14 protein-coding genes are annotated in these 15002 nt (G+C 69.8%); 7 read left to right on the top strand and 7 right to left on the bottom strand.

Translation table 11 applies throughout. The features are described from left to right. The first annotated feature begins 59 nt into the window (after positions 1-59). Positions 60-704 carry a DUF2062 domain-containing protein gene (locus ACFHYO_RS13735; protein WP_394321117.1) on the top strand — a complete coding sequence of 215 codons (645 nt, stop codon included), beginning with the start codon at positions 60-62 and terminating at the stop codon, positions 702-704. On the opposite strand, the gene ACFHYO_RS13730 is transcribed toward ACFHYO_RS13735, so the two are convergent. From ACFHYO_RS13730 to ACFHYO_RS13720, 3 genes are all read right to left on the bottom strand, one after another. Beyond that, positions 683-2152 (bottom strand): cobyric acid synthase, encoded by a 1470-nt coding sequence (locus ACFHYO_RS13730; protein ID WP_394321115.1) that lies wholly within the window; start codon positions 2150-2152, stop codon positions 683-685. The genes ACFHYO_RS13735 and ACFHYO_RS13730 overlap by 22 nt on opposite strands. A 161-nt stretch (positions 2153-2313) precedes the next feature. Next, positions 2314-3687: a purine-cytosine permease family protein gene (locus ACFHYO_RS13725; protein ID WP_394321113.1), complete on the bottom strand. Its 1374-nt coding sequence runs from the start codon at positions 3685-3687 to the stop codon at positions 2314-2316. Between the two features lie 177 nt (positions 3688-3864). After that, complete coding sequence (locus ACFHYO_RS13720) at positions 3865-4824, bottom strand: AraC-like ligand-binding domain-containing protein (protein WP_043130540.1); 960 nt, start codon at positions 4822-4824, stop codon at positions 3865-3867. A 250-nt stretch (positions 4825-5074) separates the two neighbouring features. Between ACFHYO_RS13720 and capB the strand changes: the two genes are divergently transcribed. Further along, the gene (capB, locus tag ACFHYO_RS13715; RefSeq protein ID WP_043130536.1) at positions 5075-6823 is read left to right on the top strand and encodes a caprolactamase subunit beta; all 1749 of its coding nucleotides are present in this window, start codon (positions 5075-5077) and stop codon (positions 6821-6823) included. A gap of 90 nt (positions 6824-6913) precedes the next feature. Next, positions 6914-9037 carry a caprolactamase subunit alpha gene (capA, locus tag ACFHYO_RS13710; RefSeq protein WP_036707865.1) on the top strand — a complete coding sequence of 708 codons (2124 nt, stop codon included), beginning with the start codon at positions 6914-6916 and terminating at the stop codon, positions 9035-9037. A 42-nt stretch (positions 9038-9079) separates the two neighbouring features. Here the strand turns inward: capA and ACFHYO_RS13705 are convergent, their stop codons facing one another. Then, entirely contained in the window at positions 9080-9658 is a 579-nt protein-coding gene (locus ACFHYO_RS13705) for a cupin domain-containing protein (protein ID WP_394321110.1), read from the bottom strand. Positions 9659-9794: 136 nt separating this feature from the next. Between ACFHYO_RS13705 and gabT the strand changes: the two genes are divergently transcribed. Continuing rightward, positions 9795-11093 carry a 4-aminobutyrate--2-oxoglutarate transaminase gene (gene gabT, locus ACFHYO_RS13700; protein ID WP_394321109.1) on the top strand — a complete coding sequence of 433 codons (1299 nt, stop codon included), beginning with the start codon at positions 9795-9797 and terminating at the stop codon, positions 11091-11093. Positions 11094-11126: 33 nt separating this feature from the next. Here the strand turns inward: gabT and arsC are convergent, their stop codons facing one another. Next, positions 11127-11504 carry an arsenate reductase (glutaredoxin) gene (gene arsC / locus ACFHYO_RS13695; RefSeq protein WP_036707862.1) on the bottom strand — a complete coding sequence of 126 codons (378 nt, stop codon included), beginning with the start codon at positions 11502-11504 and terminating at the stop codon, positions 11127-11129. 141 nt (positions 11505-11645) lie between these two features. On the opposite strand from arsC, the gene ACFHYO_RS13690 reads away from it, so the two are divergent. Further along, complete coding sequence (locus ACFHYO_RS13690; RefSeq protein ID WP_036707860.1) at positions 11646-12098, top strand: ElaB/YgaM/YqjD family protein; 453 nt, start codon at positions 11646-11648, stop codon at positions 12096-12098. A gap of 4 nt (positions 12099-12102) precedes the next feature. Next, entirely contained in the window at positions 12103-12831 is a 729-nt protein-coding gene (locus ACFHYO_RS13685) for a phage holin family protein (RefSeq protein WP_036707859.1), read from the top strand. Between the two features lie 70 nt (positions 12832-12901). On the opposite strand, the gene grxD is transcribed toward ACFHYO_RS13685, so the two are convergent. Both grxD and ACFHYO_RS13675 read right to left on the bottom strand, forming a co-directional pair. After that, a complete protein-coding gene (grxD, locus tag ACFHYO_RS13680) occupies positions 12902-13264 on the bottom strand; it encodes a Grx4 family monothiol glutaredoxin (RefSeq protein ID WP_036707857.1) in 363 nt (120 codons plus the stop codon). Between the two features lie 65 nt (positions 13265-13329). Next, complete coding sequence (locus ACFHYO_RS13675) at positions 13330-13572, bottom strand: BolA/IbaG family iron-sulfur metabolism protein (RefSeq protein ID WP_036707856.1); 243 nt, start codon at positions 13570-13572, stop codon at positions 13330-13332. Positions 13573-13796: 224 nt separating this feature from the next. Between ACFHYO_RS13675 and xseA the strand changes: the two genes are divergently transcribed. Then, positions 13797-15002, top strand: a 1206-nt coding sequence (gene xseA, locus ACFHYO_RS13670) for an exodeoxyribonuclease VII large subunit (protein ID WP_394321190.1), incomplete at its 3' end; no start/stop codon positions are given.

Raw genomic sequence — 15002 nt, 5'->3', positions numbered from 1 at the left:
CCGCGGACGGCTGGTGGACAGTGGCGGACACACCGCCATCCGCCCCGCCCGAGACGCCCATGTTCCGCCGCAAGCCCCGCAGCTATTCGCAGATGGCCAGCGACATCGTCTATCCGCGCGGCGGGTGGTGGCGGGCGATCAAGTACCGCGTGCACCGGCTGCGCCGCCTGCCCGACCCGCCGCAGCGGGTGGCGCGCGGGGTGGCGGCGGGGGTGTTCATCAGCTTCACGCCGCTCTTCGGGCTGCACGTCGTGGGCGCGATGGCGCTGGCGCTGGCGATCCGCGGCAACGTGCTCGCCTCAGTGATCGGCAGCTTCGTCGGCAACCCGCTGACGATCCCGGTGATCGCGGTCGTGGCGATCACGCTCGGGCGCTGGATGCTGGGGCAGGGGGGCAGCATCGACCCGATGCTGATCCTCGAGGCGTTCTCGGCCGCCACGCGGCAGTTCCTGCGCAACCTGCTCGCGGTGCTCGACGGCCGGCCGGCGGAATGGGACCGGCTGGTCGAGTTCGCCCAGGCCGTGTTCCTGCCCTACATGGTCGGCGGGCTGATCCCGGGGCTGATCGCCGCGCTCCTCTTCCACCGCCTGACGGTGCCGCTGGTCGAGGTCTATCACAAGCGTCGGCTGGCCCGACGGGCGCGCAAGGCGCGTGCCGAGGGCGCGGTGGGCGAACCCGCGGCTCAGCCGATGGACGGCGACTGACGCGCCAGCGCCAGCATCCCGCCCACATCGAGATGTTGCTCAAGGTGCAGGGCGAGGGCATCGAGCGTTGCCTCGACCAGCGCCGCATGGCTGTGTCCGTCCGAAGCGATGCCCAGCCCTGCGAGATACGCAGCGCGGAACCCGTCCGAGGCAAACAGCCCATGCATGTAGGTGCCGGCGATCCGCCCCGAGGGCGCGACGGCGCCCTCGGGCCGCCCCCCGATGCGGGCGAACGGGCGGGCGCAGTCCGGGCCGTCGGTCACGCCCAGGTGGATTTCGTAGCCCTCGATCGGCAGGCCGGTCGCGGCGTGGACGGCCCGGGTGAGAGTCACGCGCTTTTCGGGGCGCATGACCGTGTCCACCTCAAGCAGGCCGAGGCCGGGTGTGTCGCCTGCCGTGCCCTCGATCCCCTCGGGGTCGGCAATGCGGCGGCCCAGCATCTGGTAGCCACCGCACAGGCCCAGCACGTGACCTCCGCGCCGTACGTGGGCGGCCAGGTCGATGTCCCAGCCTTGGGCACGCAGGAATTCGAGGTCGCCACGGGTCGACTTGCTGCCGGGTACGACCACCAGTCGCGCGTCGGCGGGGATCGGCTGCCCCGGCGTCACCATCACCATGCGAACCCCGGGCTCCGCGGCGAGCGGGTCGAGGTCGTCGAAATTGGCGATCCGCGACAGGGCGAGGCAGGCGACGGTCACGCGGTCGCCGCCGTCCCGTCCGGTCCAGGCGAGGTCGAGCGCATCCTCTGCCGGCAGGCGATGGGCGTCGGGAAACCACGGCAGCACCCCGAAACCCCGCCAGCCGGTGCGGGCGGCAATCATGTCGTAGCCATCGCGGAACAGGGCCGGATCGCCGCGGAACTTGTTGACCAGGAACCCCGCGATCATTGCCGCGTCCTCGGGGTCAAGCACCGCCTGCGTCCCGACGATCTGGGCGATCACGCCGCCACGGTCGATGTCGCCCGCGAGGATCACGGGCACGCCGGCCGCGCGGGCAAAGCCCATGTTGGCGATGTCGCGGGGGCGCAGGTTGATCTCGGCCGGGCTGCCGGCGCCCTCGACGATGACGAGGTCATGGTCGGCCGACAGCCTGGCAAAGCTCTCCATCACCGACGTCAGCAGTTGCGGCTTGAGGGCGGCATAGTCGCGGGCGCGAACGTGGGAGAGGCGGCGGCCGTGCACGACGACCTGCGCGCCGGTGTCGGTCTCGGGCTTGAGCAGCACCGGGTTCATGTCGCTGTGCGGGGTGAGCCCGGCGGCCAGCGCCTGCAGGGCCTGCGCGCGGCCGATCTCGCCGCCGTCGCTGGTCACGGCCGCATTGTTCGACATGTTCTGCGGCTTGAACGGCGCAACCGAGAGGCCGCGGCGGCGCGCTGCGCGGCAGAGTCCGGCAACAAGCAGAGACTTGCCAACGTTCGAGCCGCAGCCCTGGATCATGATGGCTGGCATCCGGCGCCCCTCTGTTCCGTGGCCGCCGGGTCTAGCGGGCGGCGTGGCGGGGGGCCAGTGGATTTCCCGCCCCCACCGGTCGCGCGGCGGAGGCGGCGGGTGTCTTGCGGCCATCCGCCGCCGCGAGGGCCGGACGCCGTGCGCCCGACCCCACGACCGGCTCAGCCGGGGTTGTGGTTGGCGGTGCCGGGCATTGCCGCGCGCGACTGCCTGCGGGACAGCAGCGCATAGGCAACCCCCGCCACCACGAAGGTCGCGGGCGCCGAGAACGTCGCCGCCGACCCGCCTGCCAGGTGCAGCGCCAGCCCCACCCCCGCGGCCACCAGCCACGCGCCGAGCCCGGCCGGGTTCACCGCCCGGGTGTCGGAGAGACGGAAGCTGATGCGGTCATGCTCAACCCCCTCGCGCCCCTCGGTGACGATATGGACCAGCGCAATGGCAACCCAGGCGACCACGAAGATGCCCTGATAGGCCAGCGCCTGCAGGATGTATTGGAACACGTCGGCCAGCATCAGCACATAGGCGATCACCCCCACCACGCAGGCCCAGACGACCTTGGGCAGCCGCAGGCGGAAGGCGGTCTGGGCAAAGCTCTCCATGTTGACGGCGGCGAGATAGTAGTTGGCGGTGTTGATCCGCGTCTGCGAGATCCAGACGAAGGCCAGCCCGGCAAAGCCCATCAGCTGGATCAGCGCGAGGACGACCGAAACCTCGGTGACGCCGCCCTCGGTCGGCAGGCTCGCGGCCAGGAAGATGCCGACGAGGCCGTTGAGCAGGAAGGCGACGAGGTAGAAGGGCGCGCCGAAGTTCACCTTGGCGTGGTATTCGCGGTCCTCGTCGCGGCCGAAGCGGGCGTAGTCATAGGTGAACATCATGAGGATCCAGACCCCCATGAAGGCCACGAAGCAGTTCCACCAGCCGGTCGCAGGCGCCCCGCCCGCGGGGCCGAGCTTCAGCCAGGCATCCGAGTAGCCGTATTTCGAGATCGCCAGCACCACCGCCGACAGAAGCCCGATGAGGTAGAAGGGCAGCAGCACGCCGTTGAACTTGTCGAGCCAGTTCTGGATCGACCCGAAGATCAGCAGCACCGAATAGACCACGACGATCAGCGCCGCGACCGGATAGGCGATGCCGGCATAGCTCTGCAGCGCCAGCGCGATCACCGACCCCTCGAACACGGCATAATAGATCGCAGTGGCAAAGAAGATCAGCGTGGCGACCGCCGCCCCCGTCTGCCCCAGCAGGATGCGCGAGAAGAGCGAGACCGACAGCCCGGTGCGGATCGCGTGCCGCACCAGCACCGCGTTGACCGCGGCATAGGCGATCACCGACAGCACCAGCCCGATGATGGCGTTGACCGAGCCATAGGCCAGCGCCAGCGAGGCCGAGACGACGAGATAGAACATCGCCGAGCAGACCGACCACCAGGCCATGGTCAGCGGCATCCGCCCCATGCGCTGATCGGGCGGAACGGGACGATCGGAAAACTCCAGCCCTTCGGCTGGATCGACAGCGGTTTCGAGACTTCCGGCCATATGCGTGCACTCCCTGCTGAACGGGCCGCCTTGTCTGCCCGGATGGGGCGCGGCCTCTGGACTGCGGGTCATGGTGGGGCGACCGGATCAGCGCGTCTTGCGCGGGGATGCACGAAGATTTGCATCTGCGCGTGCCGCCCCGCGCGCGACGGTCGGCGGGGCCCGAAGGCCCGGCCGTCAGCCCTCGGACTGGCGCTCGGCGCGGCGGCGCCAGTCGCTCGGGGTCATGCCGAAGCGGGCCCGGAAGAGGCGCGAGAACTGCGCCTGGTCCGAGAACCCGAAGCGATAGGCGATGACCGCCAGCGGCACGGCGCGGGCGGTGGCGATCTCGTCGCGCGCCGCAATCAGCCGCTCGTCGCGGATGAACTGCGACACGGTCGCCTCGGTGTCGCCGAACAGCTCGTGCAGGTAGCGCTTCGAGATGCCGCAGGCATCGGCCACGAACTCGGGCGAAAGCGCGGGATTGGGCAGGTTCTGCCGGATCACCTGCTCGGCGCGGCGCAGATGGCCGGCGCGGACCGAGCTCTGCGCCTCCTCCCCCCCGCCCGCGCGTTCGTCCAGCGCCAGCGCCAGCACCTCGACGATCTGCCGCCCGAGGATGTTCGCCGCGTGCGACTGACTGAGCGGCAGGGCCTGCAACTGCCCCATCATCGCGGTGAAGAGCGCGGGCAGCCCCGCGCCCGCGTCGATCGCCTGGGCGCAGAACCGGTCCGGGCTGCGCAGCTTTTCGGACAGCGCGCGCTTGCCGACCTTGAGCACCGCCAGCTCGTTCGGCGCGCCGTAGCTGAACCGATAAGGCTCGTCGCCCCGCTCGATGATGAAGCCGCCGGGGTTGCAGCGGACGCTGCGCCCGAGCTGGTGGAACTCGACCGCGCTGCGGCGCGGGACGGTGACGAGGTAATCCTCTTCGGTCGTCGAGGTGATGTGGCGGGCGTGACGCTCGTAATGCAGCGGCTCGGTCTCGAGCCGCGACAGCGACACCGCCCCGATCTGGCGCCGCTCGAGCTGGCCGCAGAAGCGGTCGGCATCGCGGAACGTCAGGTGCAGGGGAAAATAGGTGTCCGCGATCACCCGCTCCCACTCGGCGGCGCGATGGGCCGGGTTGGTTCCGGCCGTGCAATAGGCAGTCGACTCCATCCGCCATCCCCCAAGCGCGGTGAGACATCGTGCCGCGCCCCCGGTCGCCCGATCAAGAATTTTTCGTGTCGGCAGTCGCCTGGTGCGCGGATCGACAAGAGCGGGCGCGCCCGGCGGCAAATCCGCGCCTTGCGTGCACGGATCGTCAAGCAATCGCTCACTTCGCTGCAAGCGCGCCGGACACGATCGCGCCAGTCTGGAGGGATCAGAACCGGCGCCCTGCACGCCGGCAGACACGGGAGGAAGCACCATGCCCAGACGCAATGTCGATCCGATCACCCTGTCGGTGGTCCGCGGCGTCCTTGAGACCACCCAGCGCGAGATGACGCTGACGCTGGAACAGACCGCACGGTCGAGCGTGTTCAACCTCGCGCACGACTATTCGACCGCGCTCTTCAACCACACGCCCGAGATGATCCTGCAGGGGCAGGACATCCCGATTCACCTCGGCAGCCTGATTCCGGCGATGAAGTCGGTCGCCAGGTTCTTCGAGGGCGACATCCACGAGGGCGACCTGATCCTGCACAACGACCCGGCCTATGGCGGGTCGCACATCATCGACACCTGCATGTACTATCCGGTGTTCTACCAGGGCGAGCTGGTGTTCTGGACCGTGTGCAAGGGCCACCTGACCGACATCGGCGGCCCGGTGCCCGCCGGCTACAACCCCAACGCCACCGAGATCTTTGCCGAGGGCCTGCGCATCCCGCCCGTCAAGCTGTGGGACCGCGGCAAGCCGCGCAAGGACGTGATGAACCTGCTGCTGACCAACATGCGCGCCCGCCGCGACCAGGAGGGTGACTTCAACGCCCTGATCGGCGCCTGCCAGGTCGGCGCCCGCGCGCTCGTGCGGTTGATGGACAAGTACGGCAAGGACGTTGTGCAGGACTGCATCGCCGAACTGCTCGACATGGCCGAGGCGCATATGCGCAAGCTGATCGCCACGGTCCCCGACGGCACCTACACCGGCACCGCGATCCTCGAGGATGCGGGCCACGGCTTCGGGGACTTCGAGATCACCGCGACCGTGACCATCAAGGGCGACGGCTGCCACATCGAGATCGCCTCGCCCCCGCAGGTGCCCTATTTCATCAACAGCTACGAGGGGAACAGCCACTCGGGCGTCTATCTGGGCCTGATGATGTTCGCCCAGCTGCCGCCGCCCTACAACGAGGGGCTGTATCGCTGCGTGACGACCGACATGGGGCCCAAGGGCACGCTCTGCAACGCGAAGTCCCCCGCCCCGCACATGAACTGCACGACGACGCCGATGGAGACGCTGACCGACGCGGTACGCCTCGCCTTTGAGCAGGCGGCGCCGCAGAAGGTTTCGGCGAGCTGGGGCCACGCCAACGGCTGCAACATCGCCGGCTGGGACACCCGCCACGACGAGGAATACGTGACCATGGTGCTCGCCTCGATCATCTCGGGCGCCGGCGCCACGGCCAGCCAGGACGGCTGGCACGCCTGCGGGCCGGAGTGCTGCTTCGGGGCGCTGACCTCGGGCGACATCGAGATGCTGGAACACAGCTACCCGATCATCATCCACCGCTATTCGCTGATGGAGGACTCGGGCGGGGCCGGCAAGAACCGCGGCGGCTCGGGCACCTGCTGGGAGGTCGAGCCGATGGACAAGCCCATGACGCTGATCACCTTCGGCGAGGGACGGCGCATCCCGGCGATGGGGGCTGCGGGCGCCAAGTCCGACATGATCGCCCCCAAGGTCGGCCGGCTCGAGGTCACGCGCAACGGCGAGACCCAGATCATCACCGAGAACGTGATCGAGACGATCCAGCCCGGCGAACGCGCCGCCAACAAGAACCCCGGCGGCGGCGGCTACGGCAACCCGTTCGAACGCGACATCGCCCGCGTGATCGAGGATGTGCGCAACGGCCTCGTCAGCATCGAGGGCGCGCGCCGCGACTACGGCGTGGTCTTCGCCGATCCCGCGACCTTCAAGGTCGATCACGCCGAGACCGAACGCCTGCGCGCCGCCTGACCCCGGCCCGTTCTTTCCTGCCCCAAATATCCCGCGGGGTCCGGGGGCGCGAAGCCCCCGGTGGTCCCGCCCGAGACAAGGTTTGACCCCATGCAGAACCGTTACCGCCTCGGCATCGACGCCGGGGGCACCTTCACCGACTTCATCCTCGCCGACCGCGAGGGCGACCTGCGCATCTTCAAGGCGCTGTCCACCCCGACCCGCCCGACCGAGGCGATCCGCAACGGCCTCGCCATCATCGAGGAAGAGACCGGCCTCTCGCCGCGCGAGATCGTCTCGAACGCCGACCTGTGCATCAACGGCACCACGGTCGGGCTGAACGCGCTGATCACCCACACCGGCGCCAAGACCGGCCTGATCGCCACCAAGGGTCACGAGGACAGCATCGAGATTCGCCTCGGCCACAAGGAGGACGGCTACCGCTACGACCCCGAATATCCGCCCGCCACGATGCTGGTGCCGCGCTACCTGCGCCGCGGCGTGCCCGAGCGGGTGCTGTCGAACGGCACCGTGCACACCCCGCTTGACGAGGAGGCGGTGCGCGACGCCTGCCGGCATTTCCTTGCCGAGGGGGTGGAATCGGTCGCCATCAGCTTCGTCTGGTCGGTCCTGCACCCCGACCACGAGAACCGCGCGGCCGAGATCGTGCGCGAGATGATGCCCGACGTGCGCCTGACCGTCGGCAGCCAGCTCTACCCGCAGGTGCGCGAATACACCCGCACCTCGACGGCGATCGTCAACGCCTATCTCGCGCCCATCCTGCAACGCTATGTCGAGGCGATCGACGGCTATTTCCAGTCGCTCGGCGCCCGCCACCCGGTGCGCTACTTCCAGTCGAACGGCGGGCTGGCGCTCGGGCGGATCGTCTCGGACCAGTCGGTCTATGCGATCAACTCGGGCCCCGCCTCGGCCCCGCAGGCGGCGCTGTGGCTGGGCGAGCCGTGGGGGTTCAAGGACATCATCACCGTCGACATGGGCGGCACCAGCTTCGACATCACCCTGACCCGTGACGGGCGGGCGAACGTGTCGAAGAACATCGACTTCCTGCGCTACCGGATCGGCATCCCGATGATCCAGGTGGAAACGCTGGGCGCCGGCGGCGGCTCGATCGGCTGGATCGACGCGATGGGGCTGATGCAGATGGGCCCGCAGTCGGCGGGCTCCGAGCCCGGCCCCGCCTGCTACGGTCAGGGCGGCACCCGGCCCACGACCACCGACGCGAATCTCGTCCTCGGCTATCTCAGCCCCGAGGGGCTGGTGGGCGGGCGGCTGCCGCTCGACCTGCAGAAGGCGCGCGAGGCGATCCGCACCCATCTGGCCGAACCGCTGGGGATCAGCATCGAACAGGCCGCCTACGGAATGTTCACGATCGTGAACAACAACATGGTGAACGCGATCCGCCGCGTCTCGGTCGAGCGCGGCTATGACCCCCGCGACTTCGTGCTGAACTGCGCGGGCGGGGCCACCGGCGCCCATATCACCGCCCTCGCCCGCGAGATGGGCATCCGCAAGATCCTCGTGTCGAAACTCGCCTCGGGGCTCTGCGCCTTCGGCCAGATCCTGTCGGACGTGAAGTACAACTACATGGCCCCCGCCCCGATCCGTCTGGAAGGGGCCAAGGCCGCCGCGCGGCTCGACTCGCTCTTCAACGAGCTCGAGGCCCGCGGCCGCGCCGATCTGGCCGAGGACGGGTTCGCCGACAAGGACATCACCATCCGCCGCAGCCTCGACATGCGCTACGTCGGGCAGGTCCACGAATGCACCGTCGACGTCGATCCGTTCGAGGTGAACGAGGCCTCGCTCGACCGGCTCAAGGCCGCCTTCCACGCCCGGCACGAGGAGCTCTACACCTACGCCGAGCCGCAGAGCCCGGTCGAGATCGTCAACGTCGAAAGCGCGATCACCGGCGGCGTGGACAAGCCCGGCCGCATCACCATCCCCGCGGGCGAGGGCGCGCACGCCGCGCTGGCCGGCACGCGCGAGATGATCTTCAAGCGCGACGGCCAGGCGCACGAGACCCCCGTCTACGACGGCGCGAAACTGGGCGCGGGCGACCGCGTGACCGGCCCTGCCGTCATCGAGGAGGTGACGACCACCATCGTGATCGAGCCCGGCTGGTCGGCGGAGCTCGACGCCTCGGGCGTCTATATCGTGACGCTGGCGCCGTCCGAGGGCGTCACGGCCATCGCGCGGATGATCAAGGAAACCGCCTGAGCCCCCGACCCGGGCGGCGCGCCCCAGCCGCGCCGCCCGGCCCTACAGATAGGGCGGCGTGCAGGCCGAGACGACCTCGGCCGCGCGGTCGCCGACATTGCGGAAGCGGTGCGGCCGGCGCGAATCGAACAGGAAGCCGTCGCCGGCCTTGAGCACCTCGGTCTCGTCCCCCACCGTCACCTCGATTTCGCCCGCGATCACGATGCCGCCCTCGTGCGCCGGATGCTCGAGCATCTGGTCGCCGGTGTCCGCGCCCGGCTCGTAGCGCTCATGCAGGATCTGCAACCCGTGCGCGCGGGCATCGCCCACCTGCCGGATCACGATGCGCCCGCGCGGATCGTCAAGCGCCGCGTGCAGCCGGGCGGTCAGGTCGCGCATCTCGCCGGGCCGGAAGAACACGGCCTGCGACGCGGGCGCATCGGGCTCGAAGAACTCGGACATCGAGAGCGACAGACCGCCAAATATCCTGCGCAAAGATGCGACCGAAGGGCTCGACCGATTCGTCTCGACCATCGAGATCTGCCCGTGCGGCACCCCCGAAGCCTCGGCGAGCTGCCGCTGCGACAGCCCAGCTTGGACGCGCAATTCCCTGAGCCTCGCGCCGATGTCGAACTCGTCCACCCCTGCCCCCGTCGTCCCCGACCTGTCGCCGGGCGCGCGAAGTCTTGTCGCCGGGCGCACAGGATCATCGATCCATCTTGCGTGCAATCTTGAGCGCGGGGTAGCGCATGGTCAACCCGAACCATGAGGTCTGCCCATGTCCCGCGCCGCCGATCTGTCCGCCCGCAAGTCCCGCGCCGTCGCCCGGGGCGTCGCCACCCGCGGCATCTTCGCCGCCCGCGCCGAGAACGCGGAAATCTGGGACGCCGACGGCCGGCGCTTCCTCGACTTCGCGGCCGGCATCGCCGTCACCAACACCGGCCACCGCCACCCCCGCGTGATGGCCGCCGTGGCCGCGCAGGCCGAAGCCTTCACCCACACCTGCTTCCACGTCGCCCCCTACGAGGGCTACGTGCGCCTCGCCGAGCGGCTGAACGCCCTGACCCCCGGCGACTTCGCCAAGAAGACCATGCTCGTCACCACCGGGGCCGAAGCGGTCGAGAACGCCGTCAAGATGGCCCGCGCCTTCACCGGCCGGTCCGGCGTCATCGCCTTCAGCGGCGGCTTCCACGGCCGCACGCTGCTCGGGATGGCGCTGACCGGCAAGGTCGCGCCCTACAAGAAGGGCTTCGGCGCCATGCCCCCCGAGGTCCATCACGCCCCCTTCCCGAATGCCTTCCACGACATGCCCGAGGCGGTCGCCCTGACCGAGCTCGAGCGTCTGCTCGCGGCCTCGGTCGACCCCGAGCGCATCGCCGCGATCATCATCGAGCCGGTGCAGGGCGAAGGCGGCTTCACCATCGCGCCGGCGGGCTTCCTGCGCGCGCTGCGCACGCTCTGCGACCGGCACGGGATCGTGCTGATCGGGGACGAGGTGCAGGCGGGCATGGCGCGCACCGGGCGGATGTTCGGGTTCGAGCACGCGGGCGTCGCCCCCGACCTCGTGACCATGGCCAAGGGGCTGGCGGGCGGCTTTCCGCTGTCGGCCGTCACCGGCCGGGCCGAGATCGTCGACGCGCCCGCCCCGGGCGGCCTCGGCGGCACCTACGCCGGCCATCCGCTCGCGGTCGCGGCCGCGCACGCCGTGCTCGACGTGATCGCGGCTGAGGAGCTTTGCGCCCGCGCCGACGAGATCGGCATCCGGATTCGCGACCGGCTGACCGCAATCGCTGCCCGGCCTGGGATGGACTGCATCGGCGAGGTCCGCGGGCTCGGCGCGATGAACGCCATCGAACTGGTCACCGACCGCGCCACCAATGCGCCCGACGCCGCGCTGACCGCCCGGCTGGTGGCCGAGGCCGAGGCGCGGGGATTGATCATCCTGTCCTGTGGCACGCGCTACAACGTGATCCGGCTGCTGCCGCCCCTTACCATTCCCATGGATCAGCTGGACGAGGCGCTGGATATCCTCGACGCTTCGCTCGAGGCCGTGGCGGCCCAGGCGGCCGCGGCCTGATCGCCGGACGCGGCGGGGGGGGGCGGCGGGACGTCAGCCCCTCACCACCTCTGCCGGCGGATTGGCCATCACTTCCAGCACTTTCTCGGCCGGCCGGGCCAGCACCGTGCCGCGGCCGGTGACTACGAAGGGCCGGTTCAGCAGGATTGGATGCGCCTCGATCGCATCGAGCAAAGCATCGTCGGACAACGTCGGGTCGTCCAGCCCGAGCTCGTCGTAAGGCGTGCCCGACTGGCGCAACACCTCGCGGATCGACAGCCCGGCGTCGGCGGCCAGCCGGCGCACCGTCTCGCGCGAGGGAGGATCACGCAGATACTCGATCACCTCGGGGGTCTCGCCCCCCGCCCGGAGCGTTGCCAGAACGTTGCGCGAGGTCGTGCACTTCGGGTTGTGGTAGATCGTCGTGGTCATCGGACGTCCTTTTGCCTTTGGGCCCTGACGTCACACGTCACGGGGCGTTTTTAGTTACTGGCGACATGGAACGAAACGCCAGAGTCGGCCGTTCAAGAACCGCAACGAAACGAACCCTCTATCGGGAAAGGAAGCCGCACCATGGCCAACAATTACACCGCCTCGGATCTGAAGAAAGACGTCAAGGACGCCGCCCGCGAAACCGCTGACGACGTCAAGTCGGGCGTGGACAAGCTGGCCCGCGACGCCAAGGACGCCTGGAACGAGGCGACCGACAACACCGCCGCCGACAAGGCTCGCCGCGCCGCCGACGACGTCAAGCACGCCGCCGCCGACATGGCGAACGCCGCGAAGGACAAGGGCGCCGAGTACGTCGAGGCCGCGAAGGAGAAGGGCGCCGAGTACGCCGAGCGCGCTCGTGAAGAGGCCGATCGCCTCTACCGCGCGGGTGAGCGCAAGGCGACCGAAGTCGCGCAGTACGCCGGCGACTATTACGACGAGATGTCGGACATGGTCCGCCGCAAGCCCGCGCAGGCGCTCGGTATTGCGGCCGGCGTCGGCTTCCTGGTCGGCCTGATCCTCGCCCGCCGCTAATCCGATGTTCGATTACGCGCGCAATATGCAGCTGGCCCTTTCCGACGCGGGTCGCCGCGCCGGAATGAAGGCCGCTGCCGGAGTCGTCGCGCTGATCGGCGCCGGGTTTCTGCTCGCCGCCCTCTGGACGTTCCTGGCCTACCACCTTCACTGGGGTTCGCTGGGGGCGTCCCTCGCCATCGGCCTGCTGTTCGTCATCATCGGCGTCGTGTTGATCTCTATGTCGAAGACGGTGAAGCATCCTGTGCCGTCGACGGACGAGCTTCGCGCCGAGGTCGAGGCGCGGGTGAGCCTCGCCACCGATGCGGCGCTGGAAAAGGCGCGGCTGAAGGCGACCGAGGTAGTGGACAATGTCGAGGGTCGGGTCGCAACGCTGGTCGACGACGTGTCCTATCGGGCCGCGAAGTTCGCCGACGATGCCGAGGCGAAGGTGCAGGGGTTCGCGCGCGACGCCGAGGCCAAGGTTCAGGGCTTCACCCGCAACGTCGCGGGCGAAGCGGCGAACCGGGTTGGGCTCACGCCGCAGTTCCTCGCCGACACGCGGGACACCCTGTCGCGCGTGAAGGAGTCGAACGCGGCCACCATCCCGCCGCTGATGGGCGCCTTTGCCGTGGGCGTGGCGCTGGCCTCGAAGTTGCAGAGCTGGCGTCATCGCGACGACGATGAGTATGATTTCGTCGAGGCGGATTACGACGACGACGATCGTTACGACGCCGACGGCTTCTACCGCTAAGCGTCGAGCCACCGAATGGAAAAGGGCCGCCCCACCGGGCGGCCCTTTTCGCATTCTCAGCGCTGCGCGATCAGCTGTTGGCTTCGCGGATCTTCTCGGCGGCGGCCTTGTCATAGGCGACGCCGGCCCGATCGAACAGCTGGTCGAGTTCGCCCGAGAGCGTCATCTCACTGACGATGTCGCAGCCGCCGACGAACTCGCCCTTGACGTAGAGCTGCGGCACGGTCGGCCAGTCCGAGAAATCCTTGATGCCCTGGCGCATCTCGTCGCTCGACAGCACGTTCACGTCGCGGAACGCCACGCCCATGTAGTTCAGCACCCCGGCCACGCGGCTCGAGAACCCGCATTGGGGAACCTCGCGCGTGCCCTTCATGAACAGCACGACGTCGTTGCCGTCGATGGTTTCCTGGATCTGCGAACGGATGTCGGTCATGTCAGGGGTGTCCCGTAGTGGATTGTGGCGCGCCCAAGGCGCAGCGTGAAAACTGATGCGCGCGGTCAGTCTGGGGCCTTGGTGGTCAGAGCCAGCGCATGAAGGTCGCCGTTCGGACCGTCCATGCTCCCCTTGAGCGCCGAGTATACCAGCCGTTGCTGCTGAACCCGGTTCAACCCGCGAAAGGACTCGTCCACGACCTCGGCCGCGTAATGATTTCCGTCGCCAGCGAGGTCGGTGATCGTGACGTTGGCATCGGGGAAGGCCTGCCGGATCAGCGCCTCGATCTCATAGGCTTCCATGGCCATTGTCGCGTCTCCCCGATCAGCATCTTGCCTCGAGACTTAAGCGTGCGGCCCGGGCGCTGCAAGGGCGGGCAGGGTCCCGGGGGGAACCGAGACCGCCAGCTCTCAGACGGGCGGAGCGGTTCGACAACCGTTGCCGGACGGTTTGGCGCGCTGACCGCGCTCGCGGCGATGCGTGATGCAGAGCGCGCTTGAACCCCGCCCCCGGCTGGGCGACACCCGAAGCCATGGAGCTTTTCGACGACCCCTCGGCCGACGCCCCGTCCGGCAATGCCCCGACCCTCTCCGTCTCGGAACTCTCCGGCGCGATCCGCCGGGTGGTGGAGGGCGAGTTCGGCCGCGTGCGTGTGCGGGGCGAGGTCGGGCGGGTCTCGCGCCCGTCCTCGGGGCATCTCTATTTCGACCTCAAGGACGACCGCGCGGTGCTGGCCGCGGTGTGCTGGCGCGACAACGCCTGCCGGCTGCCGCATCGCCCGGAAGAGGGGCTCGAGGTCATCGCCACGGGCCGCCTCACGACGTTTCCGGGTCAGTCGCGCTACCAGCTGCTGGTCGAGCAGATCGAGCCCGCGGGTCTCGGCGCGCTCATGGCCATGCTCGAGCAGCGCCGGCGGGCGCTGGCCGCCGAGGGGCTGTTCGACGCCGCCCGCAAGCGGCCGATCCCGTTCCTGCCGGGGGTCATCGCGGTGGTCACCTCGCCCTCGGGAGCGGTGATCCGCGACATCCTGCACCGGCTGCGCGACCGCTTTCCCAGCCGCGTGCTGATCTGGCCGGTGGCGGTGCAGGGCGCGCAGTCCGCGCCGCAGGTCGCGCAGGCCATCGCGGCGCTGAACGCCCTGCCTGCGGAGGGCGCGATCGCGCGGCCCGACCTGATCATCGTGGCGCGGGGCGGCGGCTCGGTCGAGGACCTGTGGGGCTTCAACGAAGAGGCCGTGGTGCGCGCCGTGGCGGCGGGCACCATTCCCCTGATCTCGGCGGTCGGGCATGAAACCGACACCACGCTGATCGACCATGCCGCCGACCTGCGCGCCCCCACGCCCACCGCGGCCGCCGAAATGGCGGTGCCGGTGCTGGCCGAACTGGGCGCGCGCATCGCCGACAGCCAGAGCCGGCTCTGGCGCTCGGCCCGGGCGCGGATCGAGCGGCCGGCGCAGCGCCTCGCCGATCTGGGCCGGCTGCTCGGGCGCCCGCAGGCGATGACCGATCCGGCGCGGCAGCGGCTCGACCTGACCGGGCCGCGGCTCGAGCCGGTGCTGCGCGGCTTTGTCCGGGCGCGGCGGCGCGAGGCCGAGGCGCTCGACCTGCCGCTTTTCGCGCTGCGCAGCTTCATGGCCGACCGGCGGACGGAGCTGGGCCGGGCCGGCAGCGACCTCGACCGGGCGGCGCGGCAGCGGCACGCGCGGCTGCGGGCCGGGCTGCCGGTGCCACGCCCCCCC

This window comes from Paracoccus panacisoli (genome assembly GCF_042435015.1).
GTDB lineage: Bacteria > Pseudomonadota > Alphaproteobacteria > Rhodobacterales > Rhodobacteraceae > Paracoccus > Paracoccus panacisoli.
This window is presented reverse-complemented; position numbering and strand designations above follow the sequence as displayed.